Source organism: Thalassospira sp. A3_1 (assembly GCF_017744215.1).
Taxonomy (GTDB): Bacteria; Pseudomonadota; Alphaproteobacteria; order Rhodospirillales; family Thalassospiraceae; genus Thalassospira; species Thalassospira lucentensis_A.
In genome coordinates, this window is sequence record NZ_JAGHQQ010000002.1 from 1,283,572 (window position 1) to 1,302,210 (window position 18,639).

Genomic DNA, 18,639 nt, shown 5'->3' on the forward strand with positions numbered 1-18,639 from the left:
GACCCCAGCGTGAACGCCAAAAGCATTCAGAGGCGGACTGTCATTAAATTTTGAGGAATGTCTTATGGATCCACTTTCGGACGTTTTGGCGCTTCTGAAGCCGCGCAGTTATGTATCCGCAGGCTTTGATGCGGGTGGGGACTGGTCGATACAGTTTTCCGGCCAGCAGGACCGCATAAAATGTTACTCGGTCATTTCCGGAAACGGGTGGCTTTCTGTAGAGGGTGTTTCTGATCCCGTGCGTCTGCAGGAAGGCGACTGTTTTGTGTTGCCGAGTGGTAAACCTTTCCGTCTTGCAAGCGAGATGTCGGTGCCATCGGTTTGTGCCAGTACGATTTTCCCGCCAGCACGGGATGGTGGTGTCGTTACCTATAACGGCGGCGGCGATTTTTTTCTTGCGGGTAGTCGTTTCGGCGTAAGCGGCGGCGGCGCGCCGCTTCTTATGAAAATGCTGCCGCCTATTGTCCATATTCGTAAAAAGTCAGAACGAGAAGCTTTGCGATGGTCTGTCGAGCGGATGATGGAGGAACTGCGTCAGAGAGAGCCGGGAGGTTCTTTGATTGCGCAGCATCTTGCGCATATGATGCTGGTGCAGGCGTTGCGGCTGTATTTGACGGAAATGGTTGATTCCGGTGATGTGGGATGGTTTTCAGCCCTTGCCGATAAACGACTGGCGCAGGCAATTCAGGCGATGCATGAAAGCCCGGCGCGACGTTGGACGCTGCAGGAATTAGCCGAGTATGCCGGAATGTCGCGTTCAATCTTTGCGCAGAGATTCAGGGAGAAGGTTGGGGAAACTCCGATCGAGTATCTTACGCGCTGGCGTATGCTTCTGGCTGTCGATCAACTTGAAACTTCCAATGAGCCGGTTTCCGTCATCGCGCTATCGGTCGGTTACGAAGCTGAAAGTGCATTCAGCACGGCGTTCAAAAGGGTCATGGGCTGTTCGCCACGACAATATGGTGTTGGCAAATAAATAGCCGCCTGCGTTGTGCAGGCGGCTTGATGATGCAAGAAAAATCGCCGGATCATCAGGCGTTCAATGCTTCCAGTACCCGTTCAGGAAGGAACGGATAATGCCGAAGCCTGACACCACCGGTTAGCCGGGCGACTGCATTGGCAATCGCGGGACCGACGGGCGGAAGGCCTGCCTGACCTGCGCCGCCGACCGGGCTGCCCGGTGTCGGCACAACAGAGACCTCGATTTCCGGAGCATCCGACATGCGTATGACCCTGTAGGTGTCGAAGTTTCCTTCCTGTACTTCGCCGTCGACGATGTTTATCTGCTCGAACAATGTCTGGCTTACGCCGTTCGTTATGCCGACGATCATCATTCCCTCAAGATGGCGTGGCTGGACCGCGACGCCGGTATCAATCGCACACCAGACCTTGTGCACCCGGATTTCGCCTGTTTTCCGGTTGAGAGATACTTCGGCCACTTGGGCGCAATGTGAACCGAACGCATCAGCATAGGCAATGCCCAGTGCGCGATCATCGCGGGGGCGGTCCCAGTCCGCCATACGGGCAACGGTTTCGATGACGTTTCTGGCGCGGGGCTGATCCTTTAGAAGCTCTAGTCTCAGTTCCACGGGATCACTGCCTTTGACAGCAGCGATTTCGTCAATGACGCATTCGATGCCGAACCGGGTGTAGCCGACCCCGACAGCGAACCAGAAACCGATGTCCAGACCATTATCCTGACGGATATAATCGATCCGGTGCGCGGGAACGGCATAATTGAAATGTGCGCCTTCGGTTACGACATCGTCGTGACCACCCATGTCTTTGAATAATTCGGGCATTGTGCGAGCGAAAATAGAGTCGGCAACAATTCTGTGCCGCCAACCGGTAATATTGCCATCAGCGTCAAGTCCGACCTGAATATGTTGTGCTTCAAGAGGGCGAAACTTGTCATGTCTCACATCGTCTTCGCGGCTCCAGATGACTTTGACTGGCCGTCCCCCGGATTCCTTGGCCAATGACACCGCGTCGATAATGAAGTCTGCTTCTGCCTTGCGGCCAAACCCGCCACCAAGCAGAGTGGTGTTCACTTTGACCTTGTCAGGCGTTGTGCCGATGACATTGGCGGCAAAGCGTTGGGTGCCTGTCGGGCCTTGTGTCGGAGCCCAGACTTCCACGGTGTCGCCGGTAACCTGAGCTGTGGCATTCATCGGTTCCATCGTTGCGTGATAGATAAGGTCGCTCATGTAATCGACCTTGATCACGGTTGTGGCATTGCGTATGGCGGTTTCGGTATCGCCTTGCGCATGGGCTTCAACACCCGCCTGAGACAGGTCATTCCCCACCTTGCGATACTGTTCGAGTAGCTGGTCGCTTGTGTAGTTTCGCACCCTTGATGATGTGGTCCAGCTTACCTGCAAAAGGTCCTTTGCGCGCTTTGTCGCCTCGACCGTTTCACCAATAATCCCGACACCATAGGATAGCGGAACGATATGTGTGATACCCGGTACCGCCCGTGCCGCTTCGTCATCAATGGTTTCCGGCTTTTCACCCTGTACTGGTGGTCGCAATACCGCGCCATAGAGCATGTCCGGAAGCTGGACATCGATACCATATATTCCGCTTCCATTGACTTTTGCCGGGACATCGATGCGCGGGATATCGCGCCTGCCAATATAGCGCCACTGTTCCGGTGTCTTGAGGTCCGCTTCGGTGACCTGTGGCAGGATATCGGGAAGAACACCCTTCGCAGCGATATCACCAAACCCAAGGGAGTGGCCCGAGAGCGAGTGTACGACCCTGCCGGGTTCGGTGGAAAGCTCGCTTTGCGGGACGTTCAAAAGGGTTGCACAGCTTGCCAATATTACCTGGCGTGTTTGCGCACCGATCAATCGTAACGGGGTAAAATATCCGCGCGTGGATTCGCTGCCACCTGTCAATTGAACGCCGTAAAAACCCGGGTTCCCGAATGTTTCAGCGTCAGAGGGCGCTTGCACAATTTTCACATCATCCCAATTGGCATCCATTTCCTCGGCGATCAGGAGCGGCAGCGTTGTCATGATGCCTTGCCCCATCTCGGAGGCGGGAGACATGATCGTAACGGTCCCGTCAGTCGAAATGGACACCCAGGCATTCGGAAGATAACTGCCTTCGACCGACGACGCCATCATCGCACCAAATGCCTGACCCGGCAGACTACCGAAGGCAACCGCGACACCGACGCTGCCTGCTGAAATCAGAAAGCTGCGCCGCGAGATCGCCCGGCAGCGAAGGTTTACCGGTTCTGTTGTTCTGGTCATTTTTCAAACCTCCTTTGCGGCGCGCTGGATGGCGGCAATGATCCGGACATACGTGCCACAGCGGCAGATATTGCCATCCATATGTTCGATGATTTCCTCGCGGGTGGGGTTGGGGGTGTTTTCAAGGAGGGTTGCTGCCTGCATGATCTGTCCTGACTGACAGTAACCGCATTGTGGGACCTGCTCGGCGATCCAGGCCTTCTGTAGCGGATGACTGGCATCCGGCGACAGGCCCTCGATGGTGGTGACTTCGCTGCCTTCCACGTCTTCAAGCCAGGTGACGCAGGAACGTGTTGCTTCCCCGTCAATATGAACCGTGCATGCGCCGCATTGTGCTACACCGCAACCGAACTTGGTGCCCGTAAGTTTAAGGTGTTCACGTATGACCCATAGCAGTGGCGTATCTGGTGCTGCATCGACATCTACTGCACGTCCATTTAGCTTAAACGCTGTCATGGTTTATTCCTTTATGAGGGTTGGCTATCTGCGATAAGGCTGCCGGTAGAAAAACTGCCAGTTCAGGTCGAATGACTGGCAAAAAGGGCTGAGTGCACGCCTGCCAGTATCGAAAGAGCGATGCTTTCGGGAAGGCGTCCGCCAATAGGCAGTCCGGCGGGGCTTGCTACTGTGAACGGCAGATCACTGGTACGAATGCCTGCGTGCTGAAGGATATCGGCAAAGCGGTGCCTTGGGCCGAGTGCAGCCAGATAACGAAGTGGTGCATGGCTCAGAATTGCGAGTGCCCGAGCATCAATGGTGACACTGTGTGCCATCAGGATGGCGGCTTCGATCCTCTTGTCCTGCACATAGGTTGCGAGACTGTGATCAATGGTTCGAAGGATATTGGAAGCAGGCGGAAAATGTTCACGTCGCGCATTGGCGCTACGAGGATCAACAAGTGTTACCTGCCATCCCATTTCCAGAGCGATATTCACCACCGGGCGAGCATCGACACCGCCACCAACAACCAGTATGTGAGGTTCTGGTAAAACCGGCGTCACCAACCAGTCGCCATCTTCGTGATTTTCAATCCACGACGCCGACTGCCCGGATACATGGTCCGGTTCGAAGCGACTGATCACGTCGCCGATTTTCTGCCGGTAGAAACCGCTTTGACGTAGGGAAAGTGCTGTGTGAAGGCTGCTTAGGTCAAGGTCATTGGCGGGTGTGACGGGCTGGAGCATTATATAGACCGTGCCGCCACATCCGATACCGAGCCTGAAAGACAAATCGTCCTCGTCACTGCCATCGTAGACAAGCATGACAGTTTGGCCGGTGACGATTGCCTTGCGGGCATTCCGGGCAATGTCGGCCTGAATACAGCCACCACTGAGCAGCCCGAATTGCTGACCTTTTCCATTTATCAGCATCATTGTCCCGGCTTTGCTGTAGGCGGAGCCTTCGGTACGATAAACGGTACCGAGGACCCATTCGGTTTCGTCCCTGTGCTGTCGCCATAGGGCCAGTAAAGCGGAAAGTTGATTGCTCATGGCTTGCTCTTGCTTCCCACAAAGGAATGCTGTCCGGGTGACAGTTGGGGGACTTGATAGATATCACCCGGACAACGCAGCCTTGTTCGGGATCACGACCGTCAGAGCGCGGTTCAACTCGACGTGATGCAATCCGGCTTCAGGCATCTCTTCAACACGTAGCAGCTTGTCAGCTTGGCTTTTCTGCTATGAAAAAGACTATGTCCGGACTTGGGAGAGCTTTCCATAAGTCAGCGTATGGAGTTTGTTCGCCAGCGTATGAAACAGGGTGAACCGGTTAACATCCACCAGTTCGGGACATCATTGCCGGTTGAGCCGCCCGATGTTATCGGGCGTGAAAGGGCATGCCTGCTGATACAACGAGCTATTGTAAAAGCAGGGTTGGTGGGGGTGCAGGTCCCGGTTATTCGATCAGGATGGCGCGGAAGTCGTTTACGTTGGTCAGCGTCGGGCCGGTGATCAGGAGGTCGTCGATTTTGGCAAACGCGCTATAGGCGTCGTTATTGGCCAGATATTCCCGAAGGTCGATTCCGGCCGATATCGCCTTTTGCCAGCTTGTCGGGTCGATGAGGGCACCGGCGTTATCTTCGCTGCCGTCAATGCCGTCGGTATCGATCGCAAGCGCGCTGAACCCTTCGTGATCGCGGAACTGGATCAGGAGGGAGAGCAGAAATTCGCTGTTGCGGCCACCACGGCCCCCCTTGGCGCGGACCGTGACGGTTGTTTCACCGCCCGATAGCAGCACGCAGGGTCTGGCGGCGGGTTGGCCGTGATGGGCGACCTGATGGGCGATCCCGGCATGGACGATGGCGACCTCGCGGGCTTCGCCTTCGATGGCATCGCCCAGAATGACCGGATTGATGCCAAGGTCGCGGGCGACCTTTGCTGCGGCCTCCAGGCTATCCTGCGGGCGTGACAGCATGATCACTTCATGCCCGTCAAAGCATTTGTCGCCCGGTTTGACGGTTTCATGGATGTCGTTATTCAAAAGTTCGGTCGCGGCCAGCGGGATTTCGATCCGGTAGCGGCGGATGATATCAAGCGCATCCTGCCCGGTTGTCGGATCGGCAACGGTGGGACCGGATGCGATGATCGCCGGATCGTCGCCGGGGACATCGGATACCAGATAGGTCACCATGCGGGCGGGTGCACTGGCGGCGGCTAGCCTGCCACCCTTGATCGCGGACAGGTGTTTGCGCACACAGTTCATTTCGGAAATGGTCGCACCGCTATGGAGCAGGGCCTTGCTGATTGCCTGTTTGTCTTCGAGTGTCAGGCCCGGACCGGGCAGGGCCAACAGGGCCGATCCGCCGCCCGAAATCATGCAGACCACCAGATCATCGGGACCAGCGGATTTGACGATATCAAGAATACGCTGGGCGGCCTTTTGCCCGGCGGCATCGGGGACCGGGTGGGAGGCTTCGACAATTTCGATTTTTTCGCACGGGACGGCATGACCATAGCGGGTGACAACCAGACCGGAAATATCGCCATCCCATGCCTTTTCAAACGCCTGCGCCATATTGGCCGATGCCTTGCCCGCACCGATGACGATGGTTTTGCCCTTGGGCTTTGTCGGCAGGTTGCGCGGAATCTGGACCGCAGGATCGGCGGCCTTAAGGGCGGCATCCATCAACTGCAAAAGCGTGTCGCGCGATGTCGTCATGTCTGGTTTCCCTGAATGGTCGTATTTTTATCGTTCTTGAAATTGTATTTGCGGCTCAGTTCGGTTTGTTGACTGCGGCCAGTTTGAAATATTCGATGACCGCCTGCAAATGTTCGGACATGGCCTTTTCCGAGGCGTCCGGGTCACGGGCGGCGATGGCTTCGACAATCGCATAATGGTGTTCCTGCACCATCCGGTCAAAGGACGGGCCGGACAGATTGTTAAAGCGGATTTCGGTCAGGGCCGCCTGCAGGACATCGTGCAGCATTTTCATGACGTGGTAATAGATGATTGATCCGCTGGCGCGGCCGATCATCATATGCAGGCGATGGTCATCATCGGCACGGTATTTTGGCGCGCGGCGCGGATCGTGGGCCTGCCGGTAGGCGATGCGCAGCAGTTCGATATCCTCGTCACTGGCATTGATGGCAGCGCGCCTTGCGGCCCAAGTTTCGAGCGTGCAGCGGATTTCCTGCAGGTCGCGCAAGTTGTTAAGCGAGTCACGGACAAGATCGGTCATCGCGGTATCCATTTCGACCCCGGTGGAAGACAGGACTTCGGTGCCGCCGCCCTGAACCGCGCGCAGATAGCCACGGGTTTTAAGCTTTTGCAGGGCCGCACGGACCGAAACGCGGCTGACTTTCATGTCCTCGGCCAACTGGCGTTCGCCCGGCAGACGATCACCGGGCAGGAACATGCCCGCAGTGATCATGTCGAGAAGCTTGTCGGCAACCTGATCGGCAATCCTTTTGGGCCGGTTGGCATCAACCGTGTCCGAAGACGGTACAGGTTTGACAGGCGGCATGTTCTGAACACTCCAGCAGCGACTGTACTCCAGCCGACAAACGCGTTTGATTTTATTGGTCATACCACTTTACGGGATGTTTGGCGTTGCTGCAAAGTGTCCGTTGAACTGTTGTAAAGGGGACGTGCGGGCGACCTTGTCAGTCCAGCAATAAATTGATAGTTCAACAGGGTCCGATGTGCCGGTTCGTGCCGGTTTCGGAGCCGAAAATTTCAAGCTGCCCCAATTTCAGGAGAATTCGCGTGAGCCACCATACCGGGTCGCTGCTGGGTCATGATGATCCCGCACCGTTTGAGGTTTTGAACGAGAACGGCAAGGGGCATTCGCTTTTTGTCTGTGACCATGCTTCGCGCGAGATCCCCAAAAGCCTTGGCACGCTGGGCCTGCCGGAAGAAGAACGCAAGCGCCATATCGGTTGGGATATCGGGGCACGCAAGGTGACCGAAATTCTGGTGGAACGGTTTGATTGCCCGGCGGTTCTGGGCGGTTATTCGCGGCTGGTGATCGATTGCAACCGGCAGCTTTGGGACCCGACCGGGATGCCCGAAATCGCCGATCAGACGGTGGTGCCGGGCAATAAAAACGTTTCCCCTTCTGATCATATGAAACGCATCCGCGAGATTTTCCTGCCCTATCACGGGGCCATCGAGGAACGGATTGCCAACTTCCATGCCCATAAAATCGTCCCGGCCCTGATCGCCATTCATAGCTTTACCCCGGTGTTCCAAGGGTTTGAACGCCCGTGGGAGATCGGCGTGTTGTGGGATCAGGATGACCGTATTCCGGTGCCGTTGCTGGCAAAGCTTCGCGAACAGAATCCCGATCTGACGATTGGTGATAACGAACCCTATTCCGGGCAGCATATGGCCGATTACACCATCGATCATCACGGCGAGGCCGGTGGATTGCCCTGTGTGTCGATTGAAATCCGCCAGGATCTGATTGATACTGATGCGGGATGTGAGAAGTGGGCCAAAATCCTTGGCGATGCCTTTGTCGACATCCTGGCCGACCCGAACCTTTATAAAATCAGGAGAGACTGATTTGGCGGTGTCCCATTCGCGCGAACCGGGCTTTTCCATCGGGATCGAGGAAGAATTCTGGCTGGTGGACCGCGAAAGTCGCGATCTGGCGACGGACCCGGCAGCGGATTTTCTGAAAGACTGCAAGGCCGAACTGGGCGATCAGGTTTCAAGCGAGTTCATGCGATGCCAGGTCGAAACCGGCACCAAGGTTTGCAACAGTGCCGCCGAGGCCCGCGACCAGTTGACGCATATGCGCAGCACGGTTGCCGATATTGCCGCACGTTATGACATGGCGTTGCTGGCGGCATCGACCCATCCGTTTGCGCAATGGGACAGCCAGAAACACACCGAGGGAGAGCGTTACAGCACGATTGCGCGCGACCTTCGCACGGTTGTTGATCGGCTTCTGATTTGCGGCATGCATGTGCATGTCGGGATCGAGGATGACGACCTGCGGATCGAACTGATGGCGCAGGCGAGCTATTTTCTGCCGCATCTTCTGGCTCTGACGACCAGTTCGCCGTTCTGGCGGGGGCGGGATACCGGGCTTCAGACATTTCGGCTTTCGGTGTTTGATAATCTGCCGCGTACCGGTTTGCCCGAAGTGTTCGGATCATGGGCGGAATATCGCCGCCATGTCGATATGCTGATCCAGGCCGGTGTGATCGAAGATGGCACCAAGCTTTGGTGGGATTTGCGACCATCTGACCGTTGGCCGACGCTTGAAATGCGGATTGCCGATGTCTGCACCGATCTGGAAGACGCGGTCTGTGTGGCGTCGATCACGCGATGCCTGATGCGGATGCTGTATCGCTTGCGGCGTAATAACCAGCGCTGGCGGATTTATTCGAACATGCTGGTGCGTGAAAATCGCTGGCGGGCGTGCCGGTATGGCAGCGACGCCGGGGATAAAACCGGGCTGATCGATTTTGGCCGGGCGGAGATTGTGCCCTATGCCGATCTGCTTGAAGAAATCATTGAACTGATCCGCCCGGATGCGGAGCATTTCGGCTGTGTTGCCGAAGTCGAACATGCGCGCACCATTATCAAACGCGGCACAAGCGCACGCCGCCAGCGCGAGATTTATACCGATGCGGTGGAAAACGGCGCCAGCCCGCGCGATGCGTTGCTTGCGGTGGCCGATCACCTGATCATGCATACGGTGCCCGGCGAAAAATCGGCAGTTTGAAAGCCGTCTGAAATTTGCCGGGCGAACGGGTCTTGTCATGGCAAAGCGCATTGAGTATCGTCGCGCCGCATTGAAATTCAGCGCACCGGTTTCCGCTGCGCAAACATGATCGGAGAATATCAGGAATGACCGAAGTCGGTGGAATCGCAGCCGATCAGCTTGCGAGCTATGTCGAACGCATCGAACGCCTTGAAGAAGAAAAAGCCAACCTGATGGCTGATATCAAGGAAGTTTACGGTGAAGCCAAGGCGCTTGGTTATGACGTGAAAATCTTGCGCCAGATTATCCGTCTGCGTAAAATGGAAGATCACGAACGCACCGAACAGGAAGAAATCCTTGAGGTTTACAAACGTGCACTTGGCATGAGCTGATCTGCTTTGTCAGGAGTGTCGCGCCAAGATGCAAAGCCCGCTTTCGAGCGGGCTTTTGTTTTTGTATCCTGTGGCGATGAATGACCGCAATCGCCCCCAAATCACAAGCGAAGTCACAGAAGGCGTTTGCCGTCTTTTGTATCATCACCGCATGGCGTGCCTGACCGAGCTCAGACTTGGTAACGGGCGGAGGCTTGATGTGCTGGCCCTTGGGGAAAAGGGTGATCTTTGGGCGGTCGAGGTCAAATCATCAATCGAGGATTTTCGCGTTGATCAGAAGTGGGAAAGCTATCTTGATTATTGCGACCGGTTTTTCTTTGCCGTGCCGATGGAATTTCCGCGCGACCTGATCCCGGTTGATGTCGGATTGATCGTTGCCGACCGGTTCGAGGCAGCCATTGTCCGCCCCGCGCCGGAGCCGGATCAGAAACTGTCAGCAGCGCGCAGAAAGAAATTACTGATTTCATTCGGAAGGACGGCAGCAGGCCGAATGACTCCGGAAGCGGACAGTGAAATCTTCGTTCTGTAAAGTATGAAAAACTAAATTAGAAAACAGTATAAATCTGCGAATGTATAAGTCTTTGCGATGTAATACTTATACGATACCCCGATAGGAAACGGATACCTTAGGGTAGTATTTCTTGTCTCATTTTTGAACTAATATCCTAACAAACATGTCACTTGGTTGCGCTAGTGGTCGCTGACTACACTCTGCCGCGCGGTCAGGTGATAGAAGAAAATATCCCTGGAAACGATCAAGATCGGTTTATGCCGCGGAAACCTGTATGACGGGGTGCATTTTTGCGCGCCTGTCGGATCGTGGGGGTACGATGGCGGGGATGGGACGTGCTGCGAGAGCGGCTGCAAGCCTTGCGCTTGTATCGGGGGACGGCATCGGGACGCGGGGGCGTCATATCCGATATGCCGATCCGAACTTTATCCGGTGCGGAACTGCGCACCTGTCTGTGGCTATCCAAGCCCGGCATATCATCAGATTTTCAATAAAAACAAACAATCGGCATTTGCCGCGCACGCATTTCGCATCGGGCGGAATGGGGCCGGCGGATGATCGTTGTGTTGCCAATGACGTGGTTAAGGGACATCGCAAAAACAAGGGTGACACCATAGTCACCATCTTCCGGGAAGCTGTTGGGGCAGTTGCCTGATATCCTTGTAGTTACAATTGGTTAGAACGTTACAGAATGAAAACTTTCGTCAATCTGAATATCGGTACCAAGTTGGCGGTTCTGCCGCTGATCGGGGTTATCGCCATTGCCATTGTGGGCGTCATCGGGGGACGCGCGATTGTATCACTTAGCAACGGTCTGGAATTTGCCGTTTCGGAGGCCTATCCGGAGGTCCGCGATATCGGCAATATCGACCGTAATGTCACCAAGGTTCATCAGACGGTTTATCGCCTGCTGTCATGGTCGGCCGCAGGCGTTGACGAAGACCGCATGAGCAGCGTGAATGCGGAATTGCAGTCGCAGATTACGGCGGCCCGCGATGCCTTTACCCAGATGCTGGGTGATCAGAACCTGCCGGGGCCGGAACGCGAAATCGCGGAAGGTGCGGCCAAGCTTTACGAAGATTACCTTGCCAAGATTGATCAGGTTCTGGGGATGCTTGATATCGAGTATACCGGGGCGCTGAGTTTTTCATGGTCGGCACAGTCGGATTACGAAAGCCTGATGGCAACCTTGGCCGAGCTTCGTGAAACGGCGGAAAACCGCATGGATGTTGCCAGTTCGGATGCGATGGCAGCCGGCATGACAGCCCAGAACCAGACAATCATTGCATCGGTTGTTGCCGTCCTTGCGATGGTGCTGATCAGTTTTGCCATCACACGCGTGATCGGTGTGCCGGTCAAGCGGTTGACCGCGACCATGCGCGAACTGGCCGATGGAAGGGCTGATATCGATGTGCCCTTTACCGGGCGGACCGATGAAATGGGCAGCATGGCAGGCGCGGTTGAAGTGTTCCGCCAGAATGCCGAAAGTTTGCAGGAAGCCGAGCGCAAACGCATAGAGGACGAAGCCAAGGCGGCCGAGGAAAAACGCCGCACCATGCAGGAACTTGCCGCCGAGATCGAAACATCGGTGCAGGGAACGGCAACCGCGGTCAGTGCCGCGATCGAACAGATCGGGGCATCGGCCAGTGCGATGCTGACCAATGCCGAACGCACCGATCAGCAAAGCGAGAATGCCTATGATGCGTCGGGCAAATCCAGCCGCAATATGGGCGAGATTTCAGAGGCCGCCAACAGCCTTGCGGCCGCGATTTCCCAGATCAGTAATGAAATCCAGGAAAGCAGCCGCCGCGCACAGGCCGCAAGCGAGCAGGCATTGGATGCGGATGCCAAAATCCGCAAGCTTGAAGAAGCCAGTGTCCGGATCGAGGATGTGGCGGCACTGATCGGCAATATTGCCGAACAGACCAACCTTTTAGCACTTAACGCGACGATTGAATCGGCCCGTGCCGGGGATGCCGGAAAGGGCTTTGCGGTTGTTGCCAACGAGGTCAAGAACCTTGCCAGCCAGACGGCACGGTCGACCGAGGAAATTGCATCCGAAATCGCCAATGTCCGTACCGAAACCGTTCTTGCGGTCGAGGCGATCCAGACGATTGTTGCCAGTGTCAATGACGTCAACGGTATCCTTAAAGCCATCGCCGATGCCGTGCTGGAGCAGGGGACGGCCACCGGCCAGATCAGCAACAGCATTTCCGAAGCCGCCGGGTACGCCGAAACCGTATCAGGCGGGATTGGCGATGTGCGTGAAATCGCCCGTGCCACACGCGAGTCAGCCGATTCCGTCGGGCAGGCAACCGGCGAGCTTGGTCGTCAGATGACCGGTCTGAGTTCTTCCGTGGACGGGCTTGTCGCCCGTTTGCGGGCGGTCTGATCCATTTTCCATTTTTCTTCCAACAGGTTCATCAAAGGGGATTACCTGATGAAAACACTTATGCGTCTTTTTGTATCTGCCATGACCGCACTTTGCCTGACCACCGGCCTTGCACAGGCCCAGGACAAGGCGGCAACCGCACAGGGGCTGGTTGATAAGGCCATCGCGCTTTATGACGAAGTTGGTCAGGACAAGTCCTTTGCCACCTTCAACGACAAGGACGGCGAATATGTTTTTGACGAATATTATGTGATTGTCGCCGACGGCGAAAAGGGCACGTTCCTGACCCATGCGATCAATCCGAAGCTGATCAATAATCCGAAAATCTGGGATCTTCAGGATGTGAACAGCAATTTCATCATTCGCGACATGGTGGAAACCGGCAAGACGAACCCGGATGGCGGCTGGTCCAACTATACCTGGACCCACCCGGAAACCAAGAAACTTGCCGAAAAGAAGACCTGGGTAAAGCCGCATGACGGCAAAATCTTTATGGTCGGTTATTACGAATAACGGATAGCCGAATCCCGTGATTACAGAAGGTCGCCAAATTGGCGGCCTTCTTCATTTTGTAATGTGGCAATCATGGAAGTATACTTTTTCCTGTGACGGTCATCACACTAATAGTGAAATAAAAGTTACGAAGCATTTTACTGGTATAGATATTTGAGTTTCGACACTATTCGATGGTCTATATTTGTTCCAAACTTTCATAAGTTTGATGTCGAATGGTAAATTATCTTAAATATTGAATAGGTTATAATGCTTCTCAGCTTCAGAGGCCCGCGCAAGACGGGCTGATATCTCCTGGGTGGAAGCGCTGGCAACTGCGGCGTTATTCCAACGCAGCGTTCGGGTGTTCAGTCGTTTAACGACAAATGAGTGGGAGATAGCTGTGAGAAAAATCAAGCGGGCAATCTTTTTGTCCGGCGGTGGACCTGCCGTCGGATTAAGTATCGGGGTTCTGAAACGACTTCAGCAGGAACCCGATATCACGTTCGATATCTGGTCATCTGCCTGCATCGGTGCGTGGCTTTCGGTGGCCTGGCATCAGGCGGACGAAGGACAGGAACTTGATCAGACGATCGGGTTTTTCCGCAAGATATTCCGCCCGGCAAGCGTTTATGAACGCTTTCCGATTGCATCGGCCTTTGCGCCGGATTTCTTTTCCGATTTCGCCAACCGGCTTTCCTATTTCTTTAACCCGGGCAGCTATCAGGGGCTGATCGTCCCCGAAGCCATCGGTGAGGCCGCCGAGCATGTCCGCCATTTCATGGGCAATCCGAAATACTGGACGCCCCATAACCTTAACGATGTGCTGTTGAATGGTATTCTGGCGGTCAATCCGCTGTCGCGCTTCATGATCGGTGCGATGTACCAGACCAAGACCAAGGGATTGGCGAAAATCTATTCGCCAGACAGCATGTTCCTGGATCGGCTTGATTTCGACCGGTTGTATCAGCCTGATAAACCGGCCCTTTTCCACAATGCCTATAACCTGACACAGCAGCGGTTGGAGCTGTTTACCAACAAGCCCGATCATTACAATCTGCCGCAGATGAATGCGCAGACGCTTTGTGCCTGTTCGGCCCTGCCGTTTATCGAGGAACCGGTTGAAATAAACGGCGATACCTATTGCGAGGGGGCGACGGTTGATACGGTCAATTTCTTTGACTTCCTGCACCATCATCCCGATGTCGAGGAAGTCTGGGTCAGCCGTATTCTGGACCTTAAGCAGGTGCGTCAGCCGGAAAACCTTTATGACGCGCTTAACAACCTGATCATGCTGTTTGCCGCATCGGCGAGCGAGGATGCCGTCAAGGCCTTCAAGCGTGAAGTCGCCGAAAGCGGGCGGAAGATCGACATCATCGAAATCCCGGTTTCACCGCATATCAATTACGACTGGACGTGGGAGAACCTTGATCGCGGGATTGACGATGGTTATCAGGCGACCGATGACATGATCGCCAGTTACCGCAGCCGTCAGCTTCGCGAACATCCGGTGCGTGATCTTCGCCGTCGGGCGGCACGGGTTCTGCCCGATCTGCATTTCCCGCTGGGCGGGCCGCGACCGCGACTGGCGTAACATCAACATAAAAAAGGGGCCGCTGATCATGCGGCCCCTTTGTTTTCTGGCAGATTTTGCCAAGCGGATTATTCCGCAGCTTTCAGATGTTCCGGCGGGTTGCGGAACTGTTCCAGCAGTTCGGCCTCGCGGGTTTTTACCTTGTCGATATTGCCATCCTTGATATGGCCATAACCCCGGATCTGTTCGGGCAGGGCCAGAAGGGCGTTGGCAATCCGGGCATTGTCATGGTTAAGGCCATTAATGATCTCGCCCACCAGTGCCTCGTAATCGGCAATCAATTGACGTTCCATTTTACGTTCATGGGTACGACCGAACGGATCAATTGCCGTGCCGCGCAGGAACTTGAATTTCGCAAGAATGCCAAAGGCACTCATCATCCAGGGGCCAAAGGCCTGCTTTTTCAGGTGGCCGGTTTCCGGGTCCCTGTCGGCAAGGGCCGGTGGGGCCAGATGGAACCGGATTTTGTAATCGCCGGTGAAGTTTTTGGCGAGTTTGGCCCTGAAGGCCGGATCGGTATAAAGGCGGGCGACTTCATACTCGTCCTTGTAGGCGAGCAGTTTGAAGTAATATTTCGCCACCGTCCGGGCGAGATCATCCCCCCCATCAAGACGTTTTTCAGCCGCTGCAACCCTGTCGACCAGTGCGACAAACCGGTTGGCATAGGATGCGTTCTGATAATCGGTCAGGAAGGCCTTGCGTTTGGCAACCATGTCGGAAAGCGTGGTGGCAATCGGATGTGCTTCGGCCTCGTTCGGGCCGATGACATCAAGCACGCGTTTCGGATCATGGGCAAACAGGCGGCCCCAATAGAAGGACTGCTTGTTCATATCAATCGCGACACCGTTAAGGTCGATCGCCTGCATCAGGGCTTCTTCGGTGATCGGGATCAGGCCGCGCTGCCATGCAACACCCAGCATGAACAGGTTGGTGGCAATCGAATTGCCCATCAGGCGGGTGGCGATATCGCTGCCTTCGACGAAATTCACCGCATCAGCACCACAGGCGTCCGAGATGACCTTCATATGCTCGTTCGATTTCAACTGGAAATCGGGGTTGCGGGTAAAGGCACCGGTGACGGTTTCATGGGTGTTGATCACGGCCTGGGTAAAGTTGCGGCGCATCTTGGCAAGGCCTTCGAAGCTTGCCGCGACCAGAAGATCACAGCCCAGCACGACATTGGCCTCGCCCGCCGGAATGCGGGCGGCATGGAGTTTTTCCTGCGTATCGGCAAATCGGATATGGCTTACGACCGCACCGCCTTTTTGCGCCAAGCCCGCCATATCAAGACCGACAATTCCCTTGCCCTCGATATGGGCGGCCATGCCAAGCAGCGCACCGATGGTAACGACACCCGTGCCGCCAACACCTGTGATCAGAACCGACCACGGATCGGTGATATCGGGCAGGGTCGGGCGCGGCAGGCTGGCGAAGATGGCATCGCCCGCATTACCGCTTTTGGCGGCGGCTTCGGGTTTGCGCAGCGATCCGCCTTCGATGGTGACGAAGCTTGGGCAGAAGCCATTCAGGCAGGAGAAATCCTTGTTACAGGCCGACTGGTCAATGGCGCGTTTGCGGCCAAATTCGGTTTCGACTGGCACAACCGCAAGACAGTTGGATTTTTCACCGCAATCGCCGCAGCCTTCGCAGACCAGATCATTGATGAAGACCCGTTTGGGCGGATCGACCATCAGTTTGCGTTTGCGACGGCGGCGTTTTTCGGCCGCACAGGTCTGATCAAAGATCAGGATGGTCACACCTTCGATTTCACGCAGTTCTTTCTGGGTGTTTTCCAGTTCGTCGCGATGGCGGATATCAACGCCATCGGCGAAATGCGATGCGACCGGATATTTATCGGGTTCATCGGACAGAACGATGATGCGTTTCACCCCTTCATCGGCCATCTGACGGGTGATTTGCGGCACGGTCAGCGGACCGTCAACCGGCTGGCCGCCGGTCATGGCGACCGCATCGTTAAACAGGATTTTATAGGTGATGTTGACACCGGCGGCGACGGCGGCGCGCACCGCAAGCGATCCGGAATGGTAATAGGTGCCATCACCAAGGTTCTGGAAAACGTGCTTTTCATTGGTGAACGGGGCCTGCCCGATCCAGGTGACACCTTCGCCGCCCATATGGGTAAAGGTTTCGGTCGACCGGTCCATCCAGTTGACCATGTAATGGCACCCGATCCCGGCCATGGCGCGGCTGCCTTCGGGCACCTTGGTGGAGCTGTTATGCGGGCAACCCGGGCAGAACCACGGAATGCGCGCAACATCCGGGCGCGGTTCGGCGATTTCGCGTTCTTTCTGTTCCAGCCAGTCGATGCGTTCGTGGATTTTCGGGCTGTCATAGAAACGGTTGATGCGTTGTGCGAGGACAACCGCGATACGCGCCGGGGTCAGTTCATCCATCGAGGGCAGAATCCATTCGCCCTTTTCATCGAATTTGCCGATCACGGTCGGGCGGACATCCTCGCGCCAGTTATAAAGCTGTTCCTTGACCTGGTTTTCCATCACCGCGCGTTTTTCCTCGACGACGATGATTTCCTCAAGGCCCATGGCAAATTCGCGCACATCGTCGCGGTTGAGCGGCCAGCTCATACCGACCTTCAGCACACGAATACCGATCTTGGCGGCATCGGCTTCGGATATGCCAAGGTCATCGAATGCCTGCATGACATCAAGATAGGCCTTGCCGGTCGTGATGATGCCAAGTCGTGCATTCGGGCTGTCGATGACGGTTTTGTTCAGCTTGTTGGCGCGCGCATAGGCAAGGGCGGCATAGAGTTTGTATTTCATCAGGCGGTGTTCCTGATCCTTTGGCGTATCGGGCCAACGGATATGGAGCCCGCCTTCGGGCATGTCGAAATTATCGGGAATGATCGGTGTGATGCGATCGGGCGCGACATCGACCGCGGCCGAACTTTCAACCGTTTCGGCGATGGTTTTCATCGCAACCCAGCAGCCGGAATAGCGGCTCATGGCCCAGCCATGGATCCCGAAATCAAGGATATCCTGCACCCCCGACGGATTCAGAACCGGGATTTGCGCATCGATAAAGGCATATTCGGTCTGATGGGGCAGGGTGGATGATTTGCAGGAATGGTCATCACCGGCCAGAACCAGAACGCCGCCATGTTTGGACGTACCGGCATAGTTGGCGTGTTTGAAAACATCGCCCGACCGGTCAACACCCGGTCCCTTGCCATACCACATGCCAAAGACGCCATCATATTTGGCGTCCTTGTACATATTGACCTGCTGGCTGCCCCAGACGACGGTGGCGGCAAGGTCTTCGTTTACACCGGCCTGAAATTCGATCTGCTGTCGGGTCAGGAATTTTTTGGCGCGCCAAAGCTGCTGATCAAGGCCGCCCAGTGGTGATCCGCGATAACCGGAAATGCATCCGGCAGTGTTCAGGCCTGCGCGCGCGTCAAGCTGGCGCTGCATCAGGGGCAATCGAACCAACGCCTGGATACCGGTCAAATAGACCCGGCCTTCTTCAAGCGTATATTTGTCATCAAGGCTAATTGCCGCCAATTGTGCCATGACCAGTCTCCCTCGGGATCTCTCTCTGATTGCGGGGTCGTGTGGGCCAGTTGCGCTGCTTTTATTGATATAAGTTTACGCGCAGCGTTTTGGTATGGCCCGTAAAATTCTCTTTGCTGTCATTGGCGTTCCGGCTTTGGCGTTTGGTCGGGACGGATCGCTGTCTGACAGGATAATGGTAATGAATGCTGACCTTTTTTCAAATCAACTCGCATTGCAATGTGCAAAACGCTTGATTGCATAGGTTGACGTTGGGTCAACTTAATATTTACTTATTCCGGTACCGATTTACG

14 protein-coding genes are annotated in these 18,639 nt (G+C 55.5%); 8 read left to right on the forward strand and 6 right to left on the reverse strand.

Features of this window, described 5'->3' with window-relative positions:
• The first annotated feature begins 64 nt into the window (after positions 1-64).
• Entirely contained in the window at positions 65-976 is a 912-nt protein-coding gene (locus tag J7395_RS13165; RefSeq protein ID WP_085645634.1) for an AraC family transcriptional regulator, read from the forward strand.
• 55 nt (positions 977-1,031) lie between these two features.
• On the opposite strand, the gene J7395_RS13170 is transcribed toward J7395_RS13165, so the two are convergent.
• The 5 genes from J7395_RS13170 to J7395_RS13190 all read right to left on the reverse strand — a co-directional run bounded on the left by J7395_RS13170 (position 1,032) and on the right by J7395_RS13190 (position 7,221).
• Positions 1,032-3,260 (reverse strand): molybdopterin cofactor-binding domain-containing protein, encoded by a 2,229-nt coding sequence (locus tag J7395_RS13170; RefSeq protein WP_209221781.1) that lies wholly within the window; start codon positions 3,258-3,260, stop codon positions 1,032-1,034.
• A 3-nt stretch (positions 3,261-3,263) separates the two neighbouring features.
• Positions 3,264-3,716, reverse strand: a complete 453-nt coding sequence (locus J7395_RS13175; protein WP_085645632.1) for a (2Fe-2S)-binding protein — start codon at positions 3,714-3,716, stop codon at positions 3,264-3,266.
• A gap of 62 nt (positions 3,717-3,778) precedes the next feature.
• Positions 3,779-4,750 carry an XdhC/CoxI family protein gene (locus tag J7395_RS13180; RefSeq protein WP_209221782.1) on the reverse strand — a complete coding sequence of 324 codons (972 nt, stop codon included), beginning with the start codon at positions 4,748-4,750 and terminating at the stop codon, positions 3,779-3,781.
• A 403-nt stretch (positions 4,751-5,153) separates the two neighbouring features.
• Entirely contained in the window at positions 5,154-6,416 is a 1,263-nt protein-coding gene (locus J7395_RS13185; protein WP_209221783.1) for a glycerate kinase, read from the reverse strand.
• Positions 6,417-6,471: 55 nt separating this feature from the next.
• Positions 6,472-7,221, reverse strand: coding sequence for a FadR/GntR family transcriptional regulator (locus J7395_RS13190; protein ID WP_062952497.1), 750 nt, complete (start codon positions 7,219-7,221; stop codon positions 6,472-6,474).
• A gap of 242 nt (positions 7,222-7,463) precedes the next feature.
• Here J7395_RS13190 and J7395_RS13195 point away from each other — a divergent pair, with 242 nt between their 5' ends.
• The 7 genes from J7395_RS13195 (at position 7,464) to J7395_RS13225 (ending at position 14,795) form a co-directional block, all read left to right on the forward strand.
• On the forward strand, positions 7,464-8,264 hold the full coding sequence (locus tag J7395_RS13195; protein ID WP_209221784.1) for an N-formylglutamate amidohydrolase: 801 nt from the start codon (positions 7,464-7,466) through the stop codon (positions 8,262-8,264).
• A gap of 1 nt (position 8,265) precedes the next feature.
• Complete coding sequence (locus tag J7395_RS13200) at positions 8,266-9,435, forward strand: carboxylate-amine ligase (RefSeq protein ID WP_209221785.1); 1,170 nt, start codon at positions 8,266-8,268, stop codon at positions 9,433-9,435.
• A 125-nt stretch (positions 9,436-9,560) separates the two neighbouring features.
• Positions 9,561-9,806 carry a DUF2312 domain-containing protein gene (locus J7395_RS13205; RefSeq protein ID WP_007090950.1) on the forward strand — a complete coding sequence of 82 codons (246 nt, stop codon included), beginning with the start codon at positions 9,561-9,563 and terminating at the stop codon, positions 9,804-9,806.
• A gap of 28 nt (positions 9,807-9,834) precedes the next feature.
• Positions 9,835-10,335, forward strand: a complete 501-nt coding sequence (locus J7395_RS13210) for an MmcB family DNA repair protein (RefSeq protein ID WP_247742117.1) — start codon at positions 9,835-9,837, stop codon at positions 10,333-10,335.
• 673 nt (positions 10,336-11,008) lie between these two features.
• Positions 11,009-12,709, forward strand: a complete 1,701-nt coding sequence (locus tag J7395_RS13215) for a methyl-accepting chemotaxis protein (RefSeq protein WP_062960108.1) — start codon at positions 11,009-11,011, stop codon at positions 12,707-12,709.
• A 48-nt stretch (positions 12,710-12,757) separates the two neighbouring features.
• Positions 12,758-13,222, forward strand: a complete 465-nt coding sequence (locus tag J7395_RS13220; protein WP_209221786.1) for a cache domain-containing protein — start codon at positions 12,758-12,760, stop codon at positions 13,220-13,222.
• A 382-nt stretch (positions 13,223-13,604) separates the two neighbouring features.
• On the forward strand, positions 13,605-14,795 hold the full coding sequence (locus J7395_RS13225; RefSeq protein ID WP_085645623.1) for a patatin-like phospholipase family protein: 1,191 nt from the start codon (positions 13,605-13,607) through the stop codon (positions 14,793-14,795).
• A gap of 68 nt (positions 14,796-14,863) precedes the next feature.
• Here J7395_RS13225 and J7395_RS13230 read toward each other — a convergent pair whose 3' ends face one another.
• A complete protein-coding gene (locus J7395_RS13230) occupies positions 14,864-18,346 on the reverse strand; it encodes an indolepyruvate ferredoxin oxidoreductase family protein (RefSeq protein ID WP_209221787.1) in 3,483 nt (1,160 codons plus the stop codon).
• Between the last annotated feature and the right edge of the window lie 293 nt (positions 18,347-18,639).

What these genes read in the sequence shown, in the direction of transcription:
- J7395_RS13215 (WP_062960108.1), top strand. Translation starts at nt 11,009, where the DNA reads ATGAAAACTTTCGTCAATCTGAATATCGGTACCAAGTTGGCGGTTCTG.
- J7395_RS13230 (WP_209221787.1), bottom strand. Translation starts at nt 18,346, where the DNA reads ATGGCACAATTGGCGGCAATTAGCCTTGATGACAAATATACGCTTGAA.
- J7395_RS13180 (WP_209221782.1), bottom strand. Translation starts at nt 4,750, where the DNA reads ATGAGCAATCAACTTTCCGCTTTACTGGCCCTATGGCGACAGCACAGG.
- J7395_RS13170 (WP_209221781.1), bottom strand. Translation starts at nt 3,260, where the DNA reads ATGACCAGAACAACAGAACCGGTAAACCTTCGCTGCCGGGCGATCTCG.
- J7395_RS13210 (WP_247742117.1), top strand. Translation starts at nt 9,835, where the DNA reads ATGCAAAGCCCGCTTTCGAGCGGGCTTTTGTTTTTGTATCCTGTGGCG.
- J7395_RS13205 (WP_007090950.1), top strand. Translation starts at nt 9,561, where the DNA reads ATGACCGAAGTCGGTGGAATCGCAGCCGATCAGCTTGCGAGCTATGTC.
- J7395_RS13190 (WP_062952497.1), bottom strand. Translation starts at nt 7,221, where the DNA reads ATGCCGCCTGTCAAACCTGTACCGTCTTCGGACACGGTTGATGCCAAC.
- J7395_RS13175 (WP_085645632.1), bottom strand. Translation starts at nt 3,716, where the DNA reads ATGACAGCGTTTAAGCTAAATGGACGTGCAGTAGATGTCGATGCAGCA.
- J7395_RS13185 (WP_209221783.1), bottom strand. Translation starts at nt 6,416, where the DNA reads ATGACGACATCGCGCGACACGCTTTTGCAGTTGATGGATGCCGCCCTT.
- J7395_RS13165 (WP_085645634.1), top strand. Translation starts at nt 65, where the DNA reads ATGGATCCACTTTCGGACGTTTTGGCGCTTCTGAAGCCGCGCAGTTAT.
- J7395_RS13220 (WP_209221786.1), top strand. Translation starts at nt 12,758, where the DNA reads ATGAAAACACTTATGCGTCTTTTTGTATCTGCCATGACCGCACTTTGC.